This window comes from Pseudomonas sp. GW822-FHT05A08 (assembly GCF_058800485.1).
This window is the reverse complement of sequence record NZ_CM179511.1, coordinates 5870016-5882883: the sequence shown is the minus strand read 5'-3', so window position 1 is coordinate 5882883 and position 12868 is coordinate 5870016. Positions and strand designations below refer to the sequence as shown.

The window sequence follows — 12868 nt, the reverse complement described above, 5'->3', positions numbered from 1 at the left end:
ATCCCATGGAAGCCGCCAAGCCCACTCTTATTCGCGAAACCTTCCCCGTCGGTCCCTTGCAGTGCAACTGCACGATCATTGGCGATCCTGTTACAAAAAAGGCCATAGTCGTCGACCCGGGCGGCAATCCCGACCTGATCATGGCGCGGCTCGACGCGCTGGGGCTGAAGGTGGTGAGCATCATTCATACCCATGCCCACCTGGATCACTTCCTGGCATCCGGACAGATGAAGGAAAAAACCGGCGCAACCCTGCACCTGCACAAGGAGGATCAGTTCCTCTGGGACAACCTGGAGATGCAGTGCAGCATGTTCGGCGTACCTTACACGCCGGTACCGGCACCGGATCGCTGGCTGGCGGACGACGAAGAACTGGCCTGCGGTTGCGGCGTGGCCCTGCATACGCCGGGACATACCCCAGGTTCCATGAGCTTCTGGTTCGCAGAGGCTAAGCTGCTGATTGCCGGCGACACGTTGTTCAAGCGCGGGGTAGGGCGCACGGATCTGTGGGGGGGCGACCAGGCCACCATCGTGCGTTCGATCAAGCAGCGTCTGTACACCCTCGACGAAGACGCGACTGTGGTGGCCGGGCATGGTCCGGACACCCGCCTGGGCGATGAAATGCGTGAAAATCCCTTTGTCAGGGCCTGACCTTTGCTGTCAAAAGTTTCACGGAATTTTTGTCATTGGCCGTGTTCAAACGCCTGCAAAGGTCTGTTGCCAACGTCCGCTGCATCACAGAATGAAAAAAGTAGGAGCTTCTCCATGTTCACCTCGCGTCGTTTGATCGTTGTTGCTACCGCTGTGGCCTTGTTGTCCGGCTGTGCTTCGCCTAACCCCTATGACAATCAGGGGCAGGCCGACGGCTCCACGGGCATGAGCAAAACTGCAAAATACGGTGGCCTGGGTGCCTTGGCCGGTGCGCTGGCCGGTGCCGCCATCGACCACAACAACCGTGGCAAGGGCGCGCTGATCGGCGCCGCGGTAGTCGGTGCTTCCGCCGCTGGCTATGGCTACTACGCCGACCAGCAGGAAAAGAAACTGCGTGCCAGCATGGCCAATACCGGGGTCGAAGTGCAGCGCCAGGGCGATCAGATCAAACTGATCATGCCGGGCAACATCACCTTCGCCACCGACTCGGCGAACATCGCCCCAAGCTTCTATCAACCGCTGAACAACCTGGCCAACTCCCTCAAGGAGTTCAACCAGAACCAGATCGAAATCGTCGGCTACACCGACAGCACCGGCAGCCGCCAGCACAACATGGACCTGTCCCAGCGCCGGGCCCAGAGCGTGGCGACCTACCTGACCTCGCAAGGTGTCAGCGGTGCCAACCTGTCGGCCCGTGGCGCTGGCCCGGATAACCCGATCGCCAGCAACGGCGACGTCAATGGCCGTGCGCAGAACCGTCGAGTGGAAGTGAACCTCAAGGCGATTCCTGGCCAGCAGTATGGTGGTCAGCAGCAACAACCGGGTACGGTTCAGCAGTATCCGTAACTGATCGTTTGAATGAAGAAATGCCCGATCCTGTGATCGGGCATTTTTGTGTGTGGCCTTTGCCAGCCTCTTCGCAGGCTTGCCAGCCGCTATCAAATCACCAGATACAAAAAAGCCCCCGGACAACCGAATGGTCCGGGGGCTTTTTACTGGACGCGGAGCCTGATTACTTCTTCAGACCATAATGCTCGTCGAGCATGCCGGGCGCGTTAGGCGTCTTTGGCGCGTAGTCCCGTGGCGGTTCCTGGTCGCGCGGTGGCGTCAGGCGTTCCCGTGGAGCCTGCACCGAGTCGGAGTGCAGCGCGGCCAGCAGGCGTTGGCGGGTCAACTCGTCCAGGGCCAGGCGGTTGGCGCCCTCGGCGAGGTGGTCCTGCACTTCCTGATAGCTTTGAGTGAGTTTTTTCACCAGGGTGGCGGTGCTGTTGAAGTGGGTGACCACTTCGTTCTGATAGCTGTCAAAACGTTCCTGAATATCATCCAGCTGACGTTGCGTGCGGTTAGGCGCGGCATTCGGCAGCAGGCGAGCGACCAGAAATCCAATGGCGACACCCGCGATCAGGGCAAGAGTCGGCAACAACCAAACTAGGAGCGAGTGTTCCACGAGTCCTTCCTCTATAAACGGCTTTGCTTTACGTTAACGGCTCGAACCTGCGCTGTATACCGCGATTCACTCGCAATAGATTGGCACAGACAATTTGCTAGACGAGTCGACCCGATTCGAGGTCACGGAGTTCCTTCCTTGCTTATGCGTGAAACCCCCGTAGTGATTGCCGGCCCGGTCGGCCAACTGGAAGCCCTGTATCTGGATGTCGCCGACGCCCGTGGCGTGGCGCTGATCTGCCATCCGAACCCGGTGCAGGGCGGCACCATGCTCAACAAGGTGGTCTCGACCCTGCAACGTACCGCGCGTGACGCCGGCCTGATCACCTTGCGTTTCAACTACCGTGGCGTCGGCGCCAGCGAAGGCAGCCACGACATGGGCAGTGGTGAAGTCGATGACGCGCAGGCGGCGGCCGAATGGCTGCGAGCCAGGCACCCGGACTTGCCGATGACCCTGCTCGGCTTCTCCTTCGGCGGCTTCGTCGCCGCCAGCCTCGGCGGACGCCTGGAAGCCCGCGGCGAGCCGCTCAAGCACCTGTTCATGGTTGCCGCCGCCGTGATGCGTTTGCGCGATAGCGACCTGCTGCCGCAGAACTGCCCGCTGACCCTGATCCAGCCGGAAACCGACGAAGTGGTCGACCCGCAGCTGGTCTACGACTGGTCCGACGCGCTTGAGCGCCCCCATGAGCTGCTGAAAGTGGCAGAATGCGGACACTTTTTTCATGGCAAGCTCACCGATCTCAAGGATCTGGTGCTGCCACGACTCTCGAATTGATTGCAGTCTGATAAGCGATTACCCATGACTACTCGTACGCGCATCCTCACCGGCATCACCACCACCGGCACGCCGCACCTGGGCAACTACGCCGGCGCCATCCGCCCGGCGATTCTCGCCAGCCGCGACAGCAATGCCGATTCGTTCTACTTCCTGGCCGACTATCACGCGCTGATCAAGTGCGATGACCCGCTGCGTATCCAGCGCTCGCGCCTGGAAATCGCCGCGACCTGGCTGGCCGGTGGCCTGGATGTGGAGCGCGTGACTTTCTATCGCCAGTCGGACATCCCGGAAATCCCGGAGCTGACCTGGTTGCTGACCTGCGTGGCGGCCAAGGGCCTGCTCAACCGTGCTCACGCCTACAAGGCTTCGGTGGATAAAAACGTCGAGACCGGCGAAGACCCGGACGCCGGCATCACCATGGGCCTGTACAGCTACCCGGTGCTGATGGCCGCGGACATCCTGATGTTCAACGCCCACAAGGTACCGGTCGGTCGCGACCAGATCCAGCACGTGGAAATGGCCCGTGATATCGGCCAGCGCTTCAACCATCTGTTCGGCCAGGGCAAAGAGTTCTTCACCATGCCCGAGGCGCTGATCGAGGAAAGCGTCGCCACCTTGCCGGGCCTCGATGGCCGCAAGATGTCCAAGAGCTACGACAACACCATCCCGTTGTTCAGCAGCGCCAAGGACATGAAGGACGCGATCTCGCGCATCGTCACCGACTCCCGTGCTCCAGGCGAAGCCAAGGACCCGGACAACGCGCACCTGTTCACCCTGTTCCAGGCTTTCGCGACGCCGGCCCAGGCCGACGAATTCCGCAGCGAGCTGCTGCAGGGCCTGGGTTGGGGCGAGGCGAAGAATCGTCTGTTCCTGCTGCTGGACAACCAGTTGGGCGAGGCGCGTGAGCGTTATCACCAGTTGATCGAGCGTCCTTCGGACCTGGAAGACATCCTCCAGGCCGGCGCCAAGAAAGCCCGCGCCGTGGCCACGCCATTCCTCAACGAGCTGCGCGAGGCCGTGGGCCTGCGTTCGTTCGTCAATCAGGTACAAGTGGCGGCGACCACCAAGAAGAAAGCGGCCAAGGCCGCGCGCTTCGTCAGCTTCCGCGAAGACGACGGCAGCTTCCGTTTCCGCCTGCTGGCCGCCGATGGCGAGCAACTGTTGCTGTCGCGCAACTTCGCCGACGGCAAGACCGCAGGTGCGGTGACCAAGCAACTGCAATCCGGCCAGGCTCTGGATCTGCGCAGTGAAGCGCTGGGTTTCAGCGTGTGGCTGGAAGGCGAGTGCGTGGCCGATAGCCCGGCCTTTGCCGACACGGCGGCCCGCGATGCGGCGATCGATGCGCTGCGCGTCGCCCTGGCGCCTGTGCAGGACTAACCGCAATCTCCCGACCAAGGGCTGATTGCCATTCTCAAGGGCCGTCGCTACAGTGACGGCCCGTTTTTGTTGCCTTGCTAACGAATTATGACGCCCCTAGAACGATACCAAGCTGATCTGAAACGCCCGGAGTTCTTCCACGACGCCGCGCAGGAAACCGCCGTGCGTCATTTGCAGCGCCTGTACGACGATCTGATCGCCGCGTCGAACAACAAGCCGGGCCTGCTGGGCAAGCTGTTTGGCAAGAAAGACCAAGTGCCGGTCAAGGGCTTGTACTTCTGGGGCGGGGTAGGGCGTGGCAAGACGTATCTGGTCGATACCTTCTTTGAAGCCCTGCCGTTCAAGCAGAAGGTCCGTACTCACTTCCACCGCTTCATGAAGCGTGTGCACGAGGAGATGAAGACCCTGGGCGGCGAGAAGAACCCGCTGACCATCATCGCCAAGCGCTTCGCCGACGAAGCCCGGGTGATCTGCTTCGACGAATTCTTTGTTTCCGACATCACTGACGCGATGATCCTCGGCACGCTGATGGAAGAGCTGTTCAAGAACGGCGTGACTCTGGTGGCTACCTCGAACATCGTGCCGGACGGTCTGTACAAGGATGGCCTGCAACGTGCGCGTTTCCTGCCGGCCATCGCCCTGATCAAGCAGCACACCGAAATCGTCAACGTCGACAGTGGCGTCGACTACCGTCTGCGTCACCTGGAGCAGGCCGAGTTGTTCCACTTCCCGCTGGACGAAGCGGCCCACGAAAGCCTGCGCAAGAGCTTCCGCGCGCTGACGCCGGAATGCACCCAGGCGGTGGAAAACGATGTGCTGATCGTCGAGAACCGCGAAATCCGCGCCCTGCGTACCTGCGATGACGTGGCCTGGTTCGACTTCCGCGAACTGTGCGATGGCCCACGCAGCCAGAATGACTACATCGAGCTGGGCAAGATCTTCCACGCCGTGCTGGTCAGCGGTGTCGAGCAGATGAGCGTCGCCACCGACGATATCGCCCGTCGCTTCATCAACATGGTCGACGAGTTCTACGACCGTAACGTCAAGCTGATCATTTCCGCTGAAGTCGAGCTCAAGGATCTGTACACCGGCGGCCGCCTGACCTTCGAGTTCCAGCGCACCCTCAGCCGTCTGCTGGAAATGCAGTCCCACGAGTTCCTCTCGCGGGCGCACAAGCCTTAACGGTTTCCGGATAAAAGAAGGGCCTGCATTGCAGGCCCTTTTTCATTTACGCGGCTTGTTGGTGAAACTGCTGCCGGTACTGGTTCGGTGACAGCTCGGTGTGCTGGCGGAACAGGCGGGCGAAGAAGCTCGCATCGTCATAGCCGACCTCGTAGCTGATGGTCTTGATGCTCTTGCGCGTCCCCGAGAGCAGGCCCTTGGCGGTTTCGATGCGCAGGCGCTGCAGGTAATGCAGGGGTTTGTCGCCGGTGGCGGTCTGGAAGCGGCGCATGAAATTGCGAATGCTCATGCCATGTTCGCGGGCCACGTCCTCGAAGCGGAACTTGTCGGCGAAATGCTCTTCGAGCCAGTGCTGGATCTGCAGGATGATCACGTCCTGGTGCAGCTTCTGGCCGCCAAAGCCGATACGCCCCGGGGAATAGCTGCGCTGCACTTCATAGAGAATGTCGCGGGCCACGGCCTGGGCCACGTTGGCGCCGCAGAAACGCTCGATCAGGTAGATGTACAGGTCGCAGGCCGAAGTGGTGCCGCCGGCGCAATACAGGTTGTCGGCGTCGGTCAGGTGCTTGTCCTGATTGAGCTGGACCTTGGGGAAGCGTTCGCTGAAGGCATTGAAGAAACGCCAGTAAGTGGTGGCTTCCTTGCCGTCGAGCAACCCGGCTTCGGCCAGCCAGAACACCCCGGTGGCCTCGCCGCAGAGCACGGCGCCGCGGGCGTGTTGCTGGCGCAGCCAGGGCAGGATCTGTGGATAACGTTGGCAGAGGGTTTCGAAATCGTCCCAGAACGCCGGGAGGATGATCACGTCGGTATCTTCCAGGCCGCCGTCCACCGGCATGATCACGTTGCTGAAGCTGCATACCGGTTTGCCATCGGGGCTGACCAGGCGGGTTTCGAAGGCCGGGGTCAGGCCCTGACCCAGCTGCTTGCCGTAGCGCAGGCTGGCCAGATGGAAGAAATCCTTGGCTTGCATGAGGGTGGAGGCGAAAACCCGGTCGATGGCCAGGATGCTGACGCGCCGCAAGGGCGTGGAGGTTTGGTTAGACATAATTAAATTGTTCTTATAGGGGAAAGTGGTCACCAGACGGCTGGATCGTCTTATTTTTTGTCGGATGTGTCCAGTGTCCTGTGTCGTACGCGTGGGCTTAGGCTCTGTGGGCCAATCCCGGCTAACAATAACGACAGGTGGCCCCATGATCCCCAGAACCTTGTTCAGCTCCGAGCACGAACTCTTTCGTGACAGCGTACGTACCTTCCTGGAAAAGGAGGCCGTGCCGTTCCATGGGCAATGGGAAAAACAGGGCTACATCGACCGCGCCTTGTGGAACAAGGCCGGTGAGGCGGGAATGCTCTGCTCCCATCTCCCCGAGGAGTACGGCGGACTGGGGGCTGACTTTCTCTATAGCGCGGTAGTGATCGAGGAGGTAGGGCGCCTTGGTCTGACTGGTATCGGCTTCTCCCTGCATTCCGATATCGTCGCGCCTTACATCCTGCATTACGGCAGCGAGGAGCTTAAGCACAAGTACCTGCCGAAACTGGTGTCCGGCGAGATGGTCACGGCCATCGCCATGACCGAGCCGGGCGCCGGCTCCGACCTGCAGGGGGTCAAGACCACTGCGGTGCTGGACGGTGACGACTATGTGATCAACGGTTCCAAGACCTTTATCACTAACGGCTATCTGGCCGATCTGGTGATTGTCGTGGCCAAGACCGATCCGAAGGCCGGCGCCAAGGGCACCAGCCTGTTCCTGGTGGAGGCGGATACGCCCGGTTTTTCCAAGGGCAAACGCCTGGAAAAGGTCGGCATGAAGGCCCAGGACACTTCCGAGCTGTTCTTCCAGGACGTCCGCGTACCCAAGGAAAACCTGCTGGGGCAGGCCGGAATGGGCTTTGCCTATCTGATGCAGGAGCTGCCGCAGGAGCGTTTGACGGTGGCGGTAGGCGGTCTGGCGTCAGCCGAGGCGGCATTGCAGTGGACCCTGGAGTACACCCGCGAGCGCAAGGCTTTCGGCAAATCGATCGCCGACTTCCAGAACACCCGCTTCAAACTGGCGGAAATGGCCACCGAGATCCAGATCGGCCGGGTCTTCGTCGACCGCTGCCTGGAATTGCATCTGCAAGGCAAGCTCGATGTACCGACCGCCGCCATGGCCAAGTACTGGGGCACGGACCTGCAATGCAAGGTGCTCGACGAATGCGTGCAGTTGCACGGCGGTTACGGCTTCATGTGGGAGTACCCGGTGGCCCGGGCCTGGGCGGATGCGCGGGTGCAGCGGATCTATGCCGGGACCAACGAGATCATGAAGGAAATCATTGCGCGTTCCCTGTAGCGCGTTTTCTCCCGCGTAGAGGCGAGCTTGGCGGGCCAGTTCGCTTCTATTCGGGAGGGCAGGTTACGGCGCCGGATTCGGGTGGTCCTTGTGGATCGCCTCGATGCCGGCCAGCACCTCATTCGACAGCTTCAGCTCGAGACTGGCGATATTGCTGTCCAGTTGTTCGAGGGTGGTCGCCCCAATAATGTTGCTGGTGACGAACGGTTGCTGGGTGACGAATGCCAGGGCCATTTGCGCCGGATCCAGGCCGTGCTCGCGGGCCAGGGCGACATAGCGGCTGCAGGCCGCTTCCGATTGCGGGTTGAAGTAGCGGCTGAAGCGGCTGTACAGGCTCAGGCGGCCTTTGGCCGGGCGCGCGCCGCCTTCGTATTTGCCGGAGAGGAAGCCGAACGCCAGTGGCGAATAGGCCAGCAATCCACATTGTTCGCGAATGGCGATTTCCGCCAGGCCCACTTCAAAGCTGCGGTTGAGCAGGTTGTAGGGGTTCTGGATCGATACCGCCCGTGGCCAGCCGCGGCTCTCGGCGAGGGCCAGGAACTTCATGGTGCCCCAGGGCGTTTCGTTGGACAGGCCAATGTGGCGGATCTTGCCGGCCTTGACTTGCTCATCCAGGGCTTCGAGGGTTTCCTCCAGAGGGGTGAAGTCTTCTTCCTTGTGCTTGTAGCCCAGTTGGCCGAAGAAGTTGGTGCTGCGCTCTGGCCAGTGCAACTGGTAGAGGTCGATCCAGTCGGTCTGCAGGCGCTTGAGGCTGGCATCCACGGCTTGGACTATGTGCTTGCGGTTGTGTTTGAGCTGGTTGTCGCGGATGTAGTCGATGGTGTTGCCGGGGCCGGCGATCTTGCTCGCCAGGATCCAGTCGGCGCGATCGCCGCGAGCCTTGAACCAGTTGCCGATGTAGCGCTCGGTGGTGGCATAGGTTTCGGCCTTTGGCGGCACCGGGTACATCTCCGCGGTGTCGATGAAATTGATCCCGGCAGCCTTGGCCCGTTCGATCTGGGCGAAGGCCTCGGACTCGTTGTTTTGCTCGCCCCAGGTCATGGTTCCCAGGCAGATTGCACTCACGTTCAGGTCGGTCCGGCCTAGCTGGCGATAGTCCATCGGGTGCTCCTTCGGCAAAACAATCATAAAAGCAGGTTGAATTTTTTTTCGCAATCTGCATAATTCCGCAGCTCTTTCTGCAGTGGAAGTGATGCGCCGCCTGCCGAAGAATCTTGCCGTATAACGGACGCGCTGACCCGAGCCCCCGATAGCGTCTGTATCCGGCTGCCTTTGACTTGTCAAAGTACGCACTATTCAGTAAGATCCGCCGTCTAATTTACAGGGCGGCCCCTGAGGCTATAAAGAATGAAAACTTTTACTGCTAAACCGGAAACAGTTAAGCGCGACTGGTTTGTCGTCGACGCTGCTGGTCAGACCCTGGGTCGTCTGGCCACCGAAATCGCGAGCCGTCTGCGTGGCAAGCACAAGCCTGAGTACACCCCTCACGTCGACACCGGTGACTACATCGTCGTGATCAACGCTGAGCAAGTACGTGTTACTGGCGCTAAAACCACTGACAAAATGTACTACTCCCACTCCGGTTTCCCGGGCGGCATCAAGTCGATCAACTTTGAAAAGCTGATCGCCAAGGCCCCTGAGCGCGTGATCGAGACCGCGGTAAAAGGCATGCTGCCTAAGAACCCGCTGGGTCGCGACATGTACCGTAAGCTGAAAGTCTATGCGGGCGCTGCACACCCTCATACTGCTCAGCAGCCCCAAGAACTGAAGATTTAACGGAATAGTTCATTATGTCGGCGACTCAAAATTACGGCACTGGCCGTCGCAAGACTGCAACCGCACGCGTTTTCCTGCGTCCGGGCACTGGCAACATCTCCATCAACAACCGCTCCCTGGATAACTTCTTCGGCCGCGAAACTGCCCGCATGGTAGTTCGTCAGCCGCTGGAACTGACCGAGACCGTCGAGAAGTTCGACATCTACGTCACCGTTATCGGCGGTGGTGTGAGTGGCCAAGCTGGCGCAATCCGCCACGGCATCACTCGCGCTCTGATGGATTACGACGAAACTCTGCGCAGCGCTCTGCGTAAAGCCGGTTTCGTAACCCGTGACGCACGTGAAGTTGAACGTAAGAAAGTTGGTCTGCGTAAAGCGCGTAAGCGTCCGCAGTACTCGAAGCGTTAATTCGCTTTCGCGTTCAAAAAACGCCCAGTCTCCTCGCGGAGCTGGGCGTTTTTTTATGGGTGATTATTTTGCGCTGTGACAACTTGCCACATCTGCAGAGCCCCTATACTACAGGGCTTGGGGCAGGGCCAAGTTGGTAATTACCTTGTCAGAGTAGGGGCTTTTCATTACCATTCGGCAAAATTTTTATAAGTTCAGATTTTTACTTAGTAGATGCCTGATTTAACAGGCCACAAAGCTGATGGGAGAGGACTGAATGAGCAATGACGGCGTGAATGCAGGCCGGCGTCGCTTCCTTGTAGCAGCCACATCCGTGGTGGGTGCTGCAGGAGCGGTGGGGGCTGCGGTCCCGTTCGTGGGGTCATGGTTTCCCAGTGCCAAGGCGAAAGCCGCAGGGGCACCGGTGAAAGTGAATATCAGCAAGATCGACCCAGGTCAGCAGATGATTGCTGAGTGGCGTGGTCAGCCGGTATTCATCGTCCGCCGCACACAGGAAATCCTGGGGAATCTCAAAAAGATCGAGGGTCAACTTTCCGACCCCGACTCCAAGAACTCTGTCCAACCAACCTACGTCGACCCGGAAGTGCGTTCGATCAAGCCAGAGATTCTGCTGCTGATCGGTATCTGCACCCACCTGGGTTGCTCGCCGACTTTCCGCCCTGAAGTGGCGCCTGCGGATCTGGGCAAGGATTGGGTAGGTGGCTATTTCTGCCCTTGCCACGGTTCCCACTACGATCTGGCTGGCCGCGTCTACAAGTCGCAACCTGCGCCTTTGAACCTGCCAGTACCCCCGCATTCCTATGAGTCGGACGACCTTATTGTCATCGGCGTCGATACGGAGAAAGCGTGATGAGCAAGTTCATGGATTGGGTTGATGCGCGCTTCCCCGCGACCAAAATGTGGGAAGACCATCTCAGCAAGTATTACGCCCCGAAGAACTTCAACTTCTTCTACTTCTTTGGTTCCCTGGCTCTGCTGGTTCTGGTTAACCAGATCGTCACCGGTGTCTGGCTGACCATGAGCTACACCCCGTCGGCGGAAGAGGCTTTCGCTTCCGTCGAATACATCATGCGCGACGTCGAGTACGGCTCGATCCTGCGTCTGTTGCACTCCACTGGCGCCTCGGCGTTCTTCATCGTGGTCTATCTGCACATGTTCCGTGGCCTGCTCTACGGTTCTTACCAGAAGCCGCGTGAACTGGTGTGGCTGTTCGGCATGCTGATCTACCTGGCGCTGATGGCCGAAGCCTTCATGGGCTACCTGCTGCCTTGGGGGCAAATGTCCTATTGGGGCGCCCAGGTGATCATCTCGCTGTTTGGCGCGATCCCGGTCATCGGTAACGACCTGACCCAGTGGATTCGTGGTGACTACCTGATTTCCGGTATTACCCTGAACCGCTTCTTCGCCTTGCACGTAGTGGCCCTGCCAATCGTGATTCTCGGTCTGGTAGTGCTGCACATCCTGGCGCTGCACGAAGTGGGTTCGAACAACCCGGATGGCGTGGACATCAAGAAGCACAAAGACGAAAACGGCGTACCGCTGGATGGCATCGCTTTCCACCCGTACTACACCGTGAAAGACATCGTCGGCGTGGTGGTGTTCCTGTTCATCTTCTGCTCGATCGTGTTCTTCTTCCCGGAAATGGGTGGTTATTTCCTCGAGAAGCCGAACTTCGAACAGGCCAACCCGTTCAAGACGCCTGAGCATATTGCCCCGGTTTGGTACTTCACCCCGTTCTACGCGATTCTGCGCGCGGTTCCGGACAAGCTGCTGGGTGTGATTGCGATGGGCGCGGCGATCGCCGTGTTGTTCGTGCTGCCATGGCTTGATCGCAGCCCGGTCAAATCCATGCGCTATAAGGGTTGGCTGAGCAAGATCTGGCTGGTGGTGTTCTGCATCTCGTTCGTGATCCTGGGGATCCTCGGCGTTCTGGCACCGACGCCGGGTCGCACGCTGCTGTCGCAGGTATGTACCTTCCTGTACTTCGCCTACTTCATTCTGATGCCGTTCTACACCAGGCTCGAGAAGACCAAACCGGTTCCGGAAAGGGTGACTGGCTGATGAAAAAGCTATTTGCTGTACTGATTCTTGCTGCTATGCCTGTACTGTCCTTCGCGGCCGAACACGGTGGTCCCGAGCTGGAAAAAGTCGACATCGACGTCTCCGACAAGGCCGCCATGCAGGATGGCGCACGGACATTCGCCAACTACTGCATGGGCTGCCACAGCGCCAAGTTCCAACGCTATGAGCGCGTTGCCGACGATCTGGGGATTCCTCACGATCTGATGATGAGCAAGCTGGTGTTCACCGGTGCGAAAATCGGCGATCACATGAGCATCGGCATGCAGCCGGCTGACGCCAAGACCTGGTTCGGTGCGGCTCCGCCCGACCTGACCCTGGTGGCTCGTGTGCGTGGTACCGACTGGCTCTATGGCTACCTGCGCTCCTTCTACGAAGACCCTGCGCGTCCATGGGGCGTGAACAACAAGGTCTTCCCGAACGTGGGTATGCCTAACGTCCTGGTCGGCCTGCAGGGTCGCCAGGTTGTTGGCTGCAAACAGGTGCAGATCGTCGAAGACGGCAAGAAGCAATACGATCCGCTGACCGGTACCGCTTTGACCCATGAAGCCTGCGACCAGCTGACCGTGCTGCCAAAAACCGGCACGCTCAACGAAGAGCAGTTCGACGAGAAGGTCAAGAACCTGGTGACCTTCCTGGCCTACTCGGCCAACCCGGTCAAGCTGGAGCATCAACGTATCGGCACCTATGTGTTACTGTATCTGGCCTTCTTCTTCGTGTTCGCCTATCTGCTCAAGCGCGAATACTGGAAAGACGTTCATTGATAAAGCTGTAATTCATTGCTGTTAATCGTGCGCGCCCAAGGGCGTCTCTGAAGGTGTAACGAGTCTGGATCATCCAGGCGTT

14 protein-coding genes are annotated in these 12868 nt (G+C 59.5%); 11 read left to right on the top strand and 3 right to left on the bottom strand.

Annotated features, from left to right (window positions below):
- Positions 1-5: 5 nt before the first annotated feature.
- Complete coding sequence (locus AC3RCP_RS26480) at positions 6-650, top strand: MBL fold metallo-hydrolase (protein WP_007928426.1); 645 nt, start codon at positions 6-8, stop codon at positions 648-650.
- A 114-nt stretch (positions 651-764) separates the two neighbouring features.
- Positions 765-1496, top strand: coding sequence for a YiaD family glycine zipper/OmpA-like lipoprotein (locus AC3RCP_RS26475; RefSeq protein ID WP_009045527.1), 732 nt, complete (start codon positions 765-767; stop codon positions 1494-1496).
- A 166-nt stretch (positions 1497-1662) separates the two neighbouring features.
- Here the strand turns inward: AC3RCP_RS26475 and AC3RCP_RS26470 are convergent, their stop codons facing one another.
- A complete protein-coding gene (locus AC3RCP_RS26470) occupies positions 1663-2097 on the bottom strand; it encodes a Z-ring associated ZapG family protein (protein ID WP_007928428.1) in 435 nt (144 codons plus the stop codon).
- A 144-nt stretch (positions 2098-2241) separates the two neighbouring features.
- Here AC3RCP_RS26470 and AC3RCP_RS26465 point away from each other — a divergent pair, with 144 nt between their 5' ends.
- The 3 genes from AC3RCP_RS26465 (at position 2242) to zapE (ending at position 5433) form a co-directional block, all read left to right on the top strand.
- Positions 2242-2871, top strand: a complete 630-nt coding sequence (locus AC3RCP_RS26465; RefSeq protein WP_037035259.1) for an alpha/beta hydrolase — start codon at positions 2242-2244, stop codon at positions 2869-2871.
- 24 nt (positions 2872-2895) lie between these two features.
- Complete coding sequence (locus AC3RCP_RS26460) at positions 2896-4251, top strand: tryptophan--tRNA ligase (RefSeq protein ID WP_492570725.1); 1356 nt, start codon at positions 2896-2898, stop codon at positions 4249-4251.
- An 87-nt stretch (positions 4252-4338) separates the two neighbouring features.
- Positions 4339-5433 carry a cell division protein ZapE gene (zapE, locus tag AC3RCP_RS26455; protein ID WP_007928431.1) on the top strand — a complete coding sequence of 365 codons (1095 nt, stop codon included), beginning with the start codon at positions 4339-4341 and terminating at the stop codon, positions 5431-5433.
- Positions 5434-5479: 46 nt separating this feature from the next.
- On the opposite strand, the gene AC3RCP_RS26450 is transcribed toward zapE, so the two are convergent.
- A complete protein-coding gene (locus AC3RCP_RS26450) occupies positions 5480-6379 on the bottom strand; it encodes a GlxA family transcriptional regulator (RefSeq protein ID WP_172963002.1) in 900 nt (299 codons plus the stop codon).
- 244 nt (positions 6380-6623) lie between these two features.
- On the opposite strand from AC3RCP_RS26450, the gene AC3RCP_RS26445 reads away from it, so the two are divergent.
- Positions 6624-7760, top strand: a complete 1137-nt coding sequence (locus tag AC3RCP_RS26445; protein ID WP_007928433.1) for an acyl-CoA dehydrogenase family protein — start codon at positions 6624-6626, stop codon at positions 7758-7760.
- Positions 7761-7823: 63 nt separating this feature from the next.
- On the opposite strand, the gene AC3RCP_RS26440 is transcribed toward AC3RCP_RS26445, so the two are convergent.
- Entirely contained in the window at positions 7824-8861 is a 1038-nt protein-coding gene (locus AC3RCP_RS26440; RefSeq protein ID WP_492570726.1) for an NADP(H)-dependent aldo-keto reductase, read from the bottom strand.
- Positions 8862-9107: 246 nt separating this feature from the next.
- Here AC3RCP_RS26440 and rplM point away from each other — a divergent pair, with 246 nt between their 5' ends.
- The 5 genes from rplM to AC3RCP_RS26415 all read left to right on the top strand — a co-directional run bounded on the left by rplM (position 9108) and on the right by AC3RCP_RS26415 (position 12786).
- Positions 9108-9536, top strand: a complete 429-nt coding sequence (gene rplM / locus AC3RCP_RS26435; RefSeq protein ID WP_007928449.1) for a 50S ribosomal protein L13 — start codon at positions 9108-9110, stop codon at positions 9534-9536.
- Positions 9537-9550: 14 nt separating this feature from the next.
- Positions 9551-9943: a 30S ribosomal protein S9 gene (gene rpsI, locus AC3RCP_RS26430; RefSeq protein WP_003228056.1), complete on the top strand. Its 393-nt coding sequence runs from the start codon at positions 9551-9553 to the stop codon at positions 9941-9943.
- A gap of 256 nt (positions 9944-10199) precedes the next feature.
- The gene (gene petA, locus AC3RCP_RS26425) at positions 10200-10793 is read left to right on the top strand and encodes a ubiquinol-cytochrome c reductase iron-sulfur subunit (protein ID WP_007928454.1); all 594 of its coding nucleotides are present in this window, start codon (positions 10200-10202) and stop codon (positions 10791-10793) included.
- The gene (locus AC3RCP_RS26420; protein ID WP_007928456.1) at positions 10793-12004 is read left to right on the top strand and encodes a cytochrome b; all 1212 of its coding nucleotides are present in this window, start codon (positions 10793-10795) and stop codon (positions 12002-12004) included. Before petA ends, AC3RCP_RS26420 begins: the two co-directional genes overlap by 1 nt.
- The gene (locus AC3RCP_RS26415) at positions 12004-12786 is read left to right on the top strand and encodes a cytochrome c1 (RefSeq protein WP_007928459.1); all 783 of its coding nucleotides are present in this window, start codon (positions 12004-12006) and stop codon (positions 12784-12786) included. The genes AC3RCP_RS26420 and AC3RCP_RS26415 overlap by 1 nt, the downstream gene beginning before the upstream one ends.
- Positions 12787-12868 lie beyond the last annotated feature (82 nt).

Bases quoted from the DNA above. Each gene is read 5' to 3' on its own strand.
- AC3RCP_RS26480 (WP_007928426.1), top strand. From the start codon at position 6: ATGGAAGCCGCCAAGCCCACTCTTATTCGCGAAACCTTCCCCGTCGGT.
- AC3RCP_RS26475 (WP_009045527.1), top strand. From the start codon at position 765: ATGTTCACCTCGCGTCGTTTGATCGTTGTTGCTACCGCTGTGGCCTTG.
- AC3RCP_RS26465 (WP_037035259.1), top strand. From the start codon at position 2,242: ATGCGTGAAACCCCCGTAGTGATTGCCGGCCCGGTCGGCCAACTGGAA.
- AC3RCP_RS26460 (WP_492570725.1), top strand. From the start codon at position 2,896: ATGACTACTCGTACGCGCATCCTCACCGGCATCACCACCACCGGCACG.
- zapE (WP_007928431.1), top strand. From the start codon at position 4,339: ATGACGCCCCTAGAACGATACCAAGCTGATCTGAAACGCCCGGAGTTC.
- AC3RCP_RS26445 (WP_007928433.1), top strand. From the start codon at position 6,624: ATGATCCCCAGAACCTTGTTCAGCTCCGAGCACGAACTCTTTCGTGAC.
- AC3RCP_RS26440 (WP_492570726.1), bottom strand. From the start codon at position 8,861: ATGGACTATCGCCAGCTAGGCCGGACCGACCTGAACGTGAGTGCAATC.
- rplM (WP_007928449.1), top strand. From the start codon at position 9,108: ATGAAAACTTTTACTGCTAAACCGGAAACAGTTAAGCGCGACTGGTTT.
- rpsI (WP_003228056.1), top strand. From the start codon at position 9,551: ATGTCGGCGACTCAAAATTACGGCACTGGCCGTCGCAAGACTGCAACC.
- petA (WP_007928454.1), top strand. From the start codon at position 10,200: ATGAGCAATGACGGCGTGAATGCAGGCCGGCGTCGCTTCCTTGTAGCA.
- AC3RCP_RS26420 (WP_007928456.1), top strand. From the start codon at position 10,793: ATGAGCAAGTTCATGGATTGGGTTGATGCGCGCTTCCCCGCGACCAAA.
- AC3RCP_RS26415 (WP_007928459.1), top strand. From the start codon at position 12,004: ATGAAAAAGCTATTTGCTGTACTGATTCTTGCTGCTATGCCTGTACTG.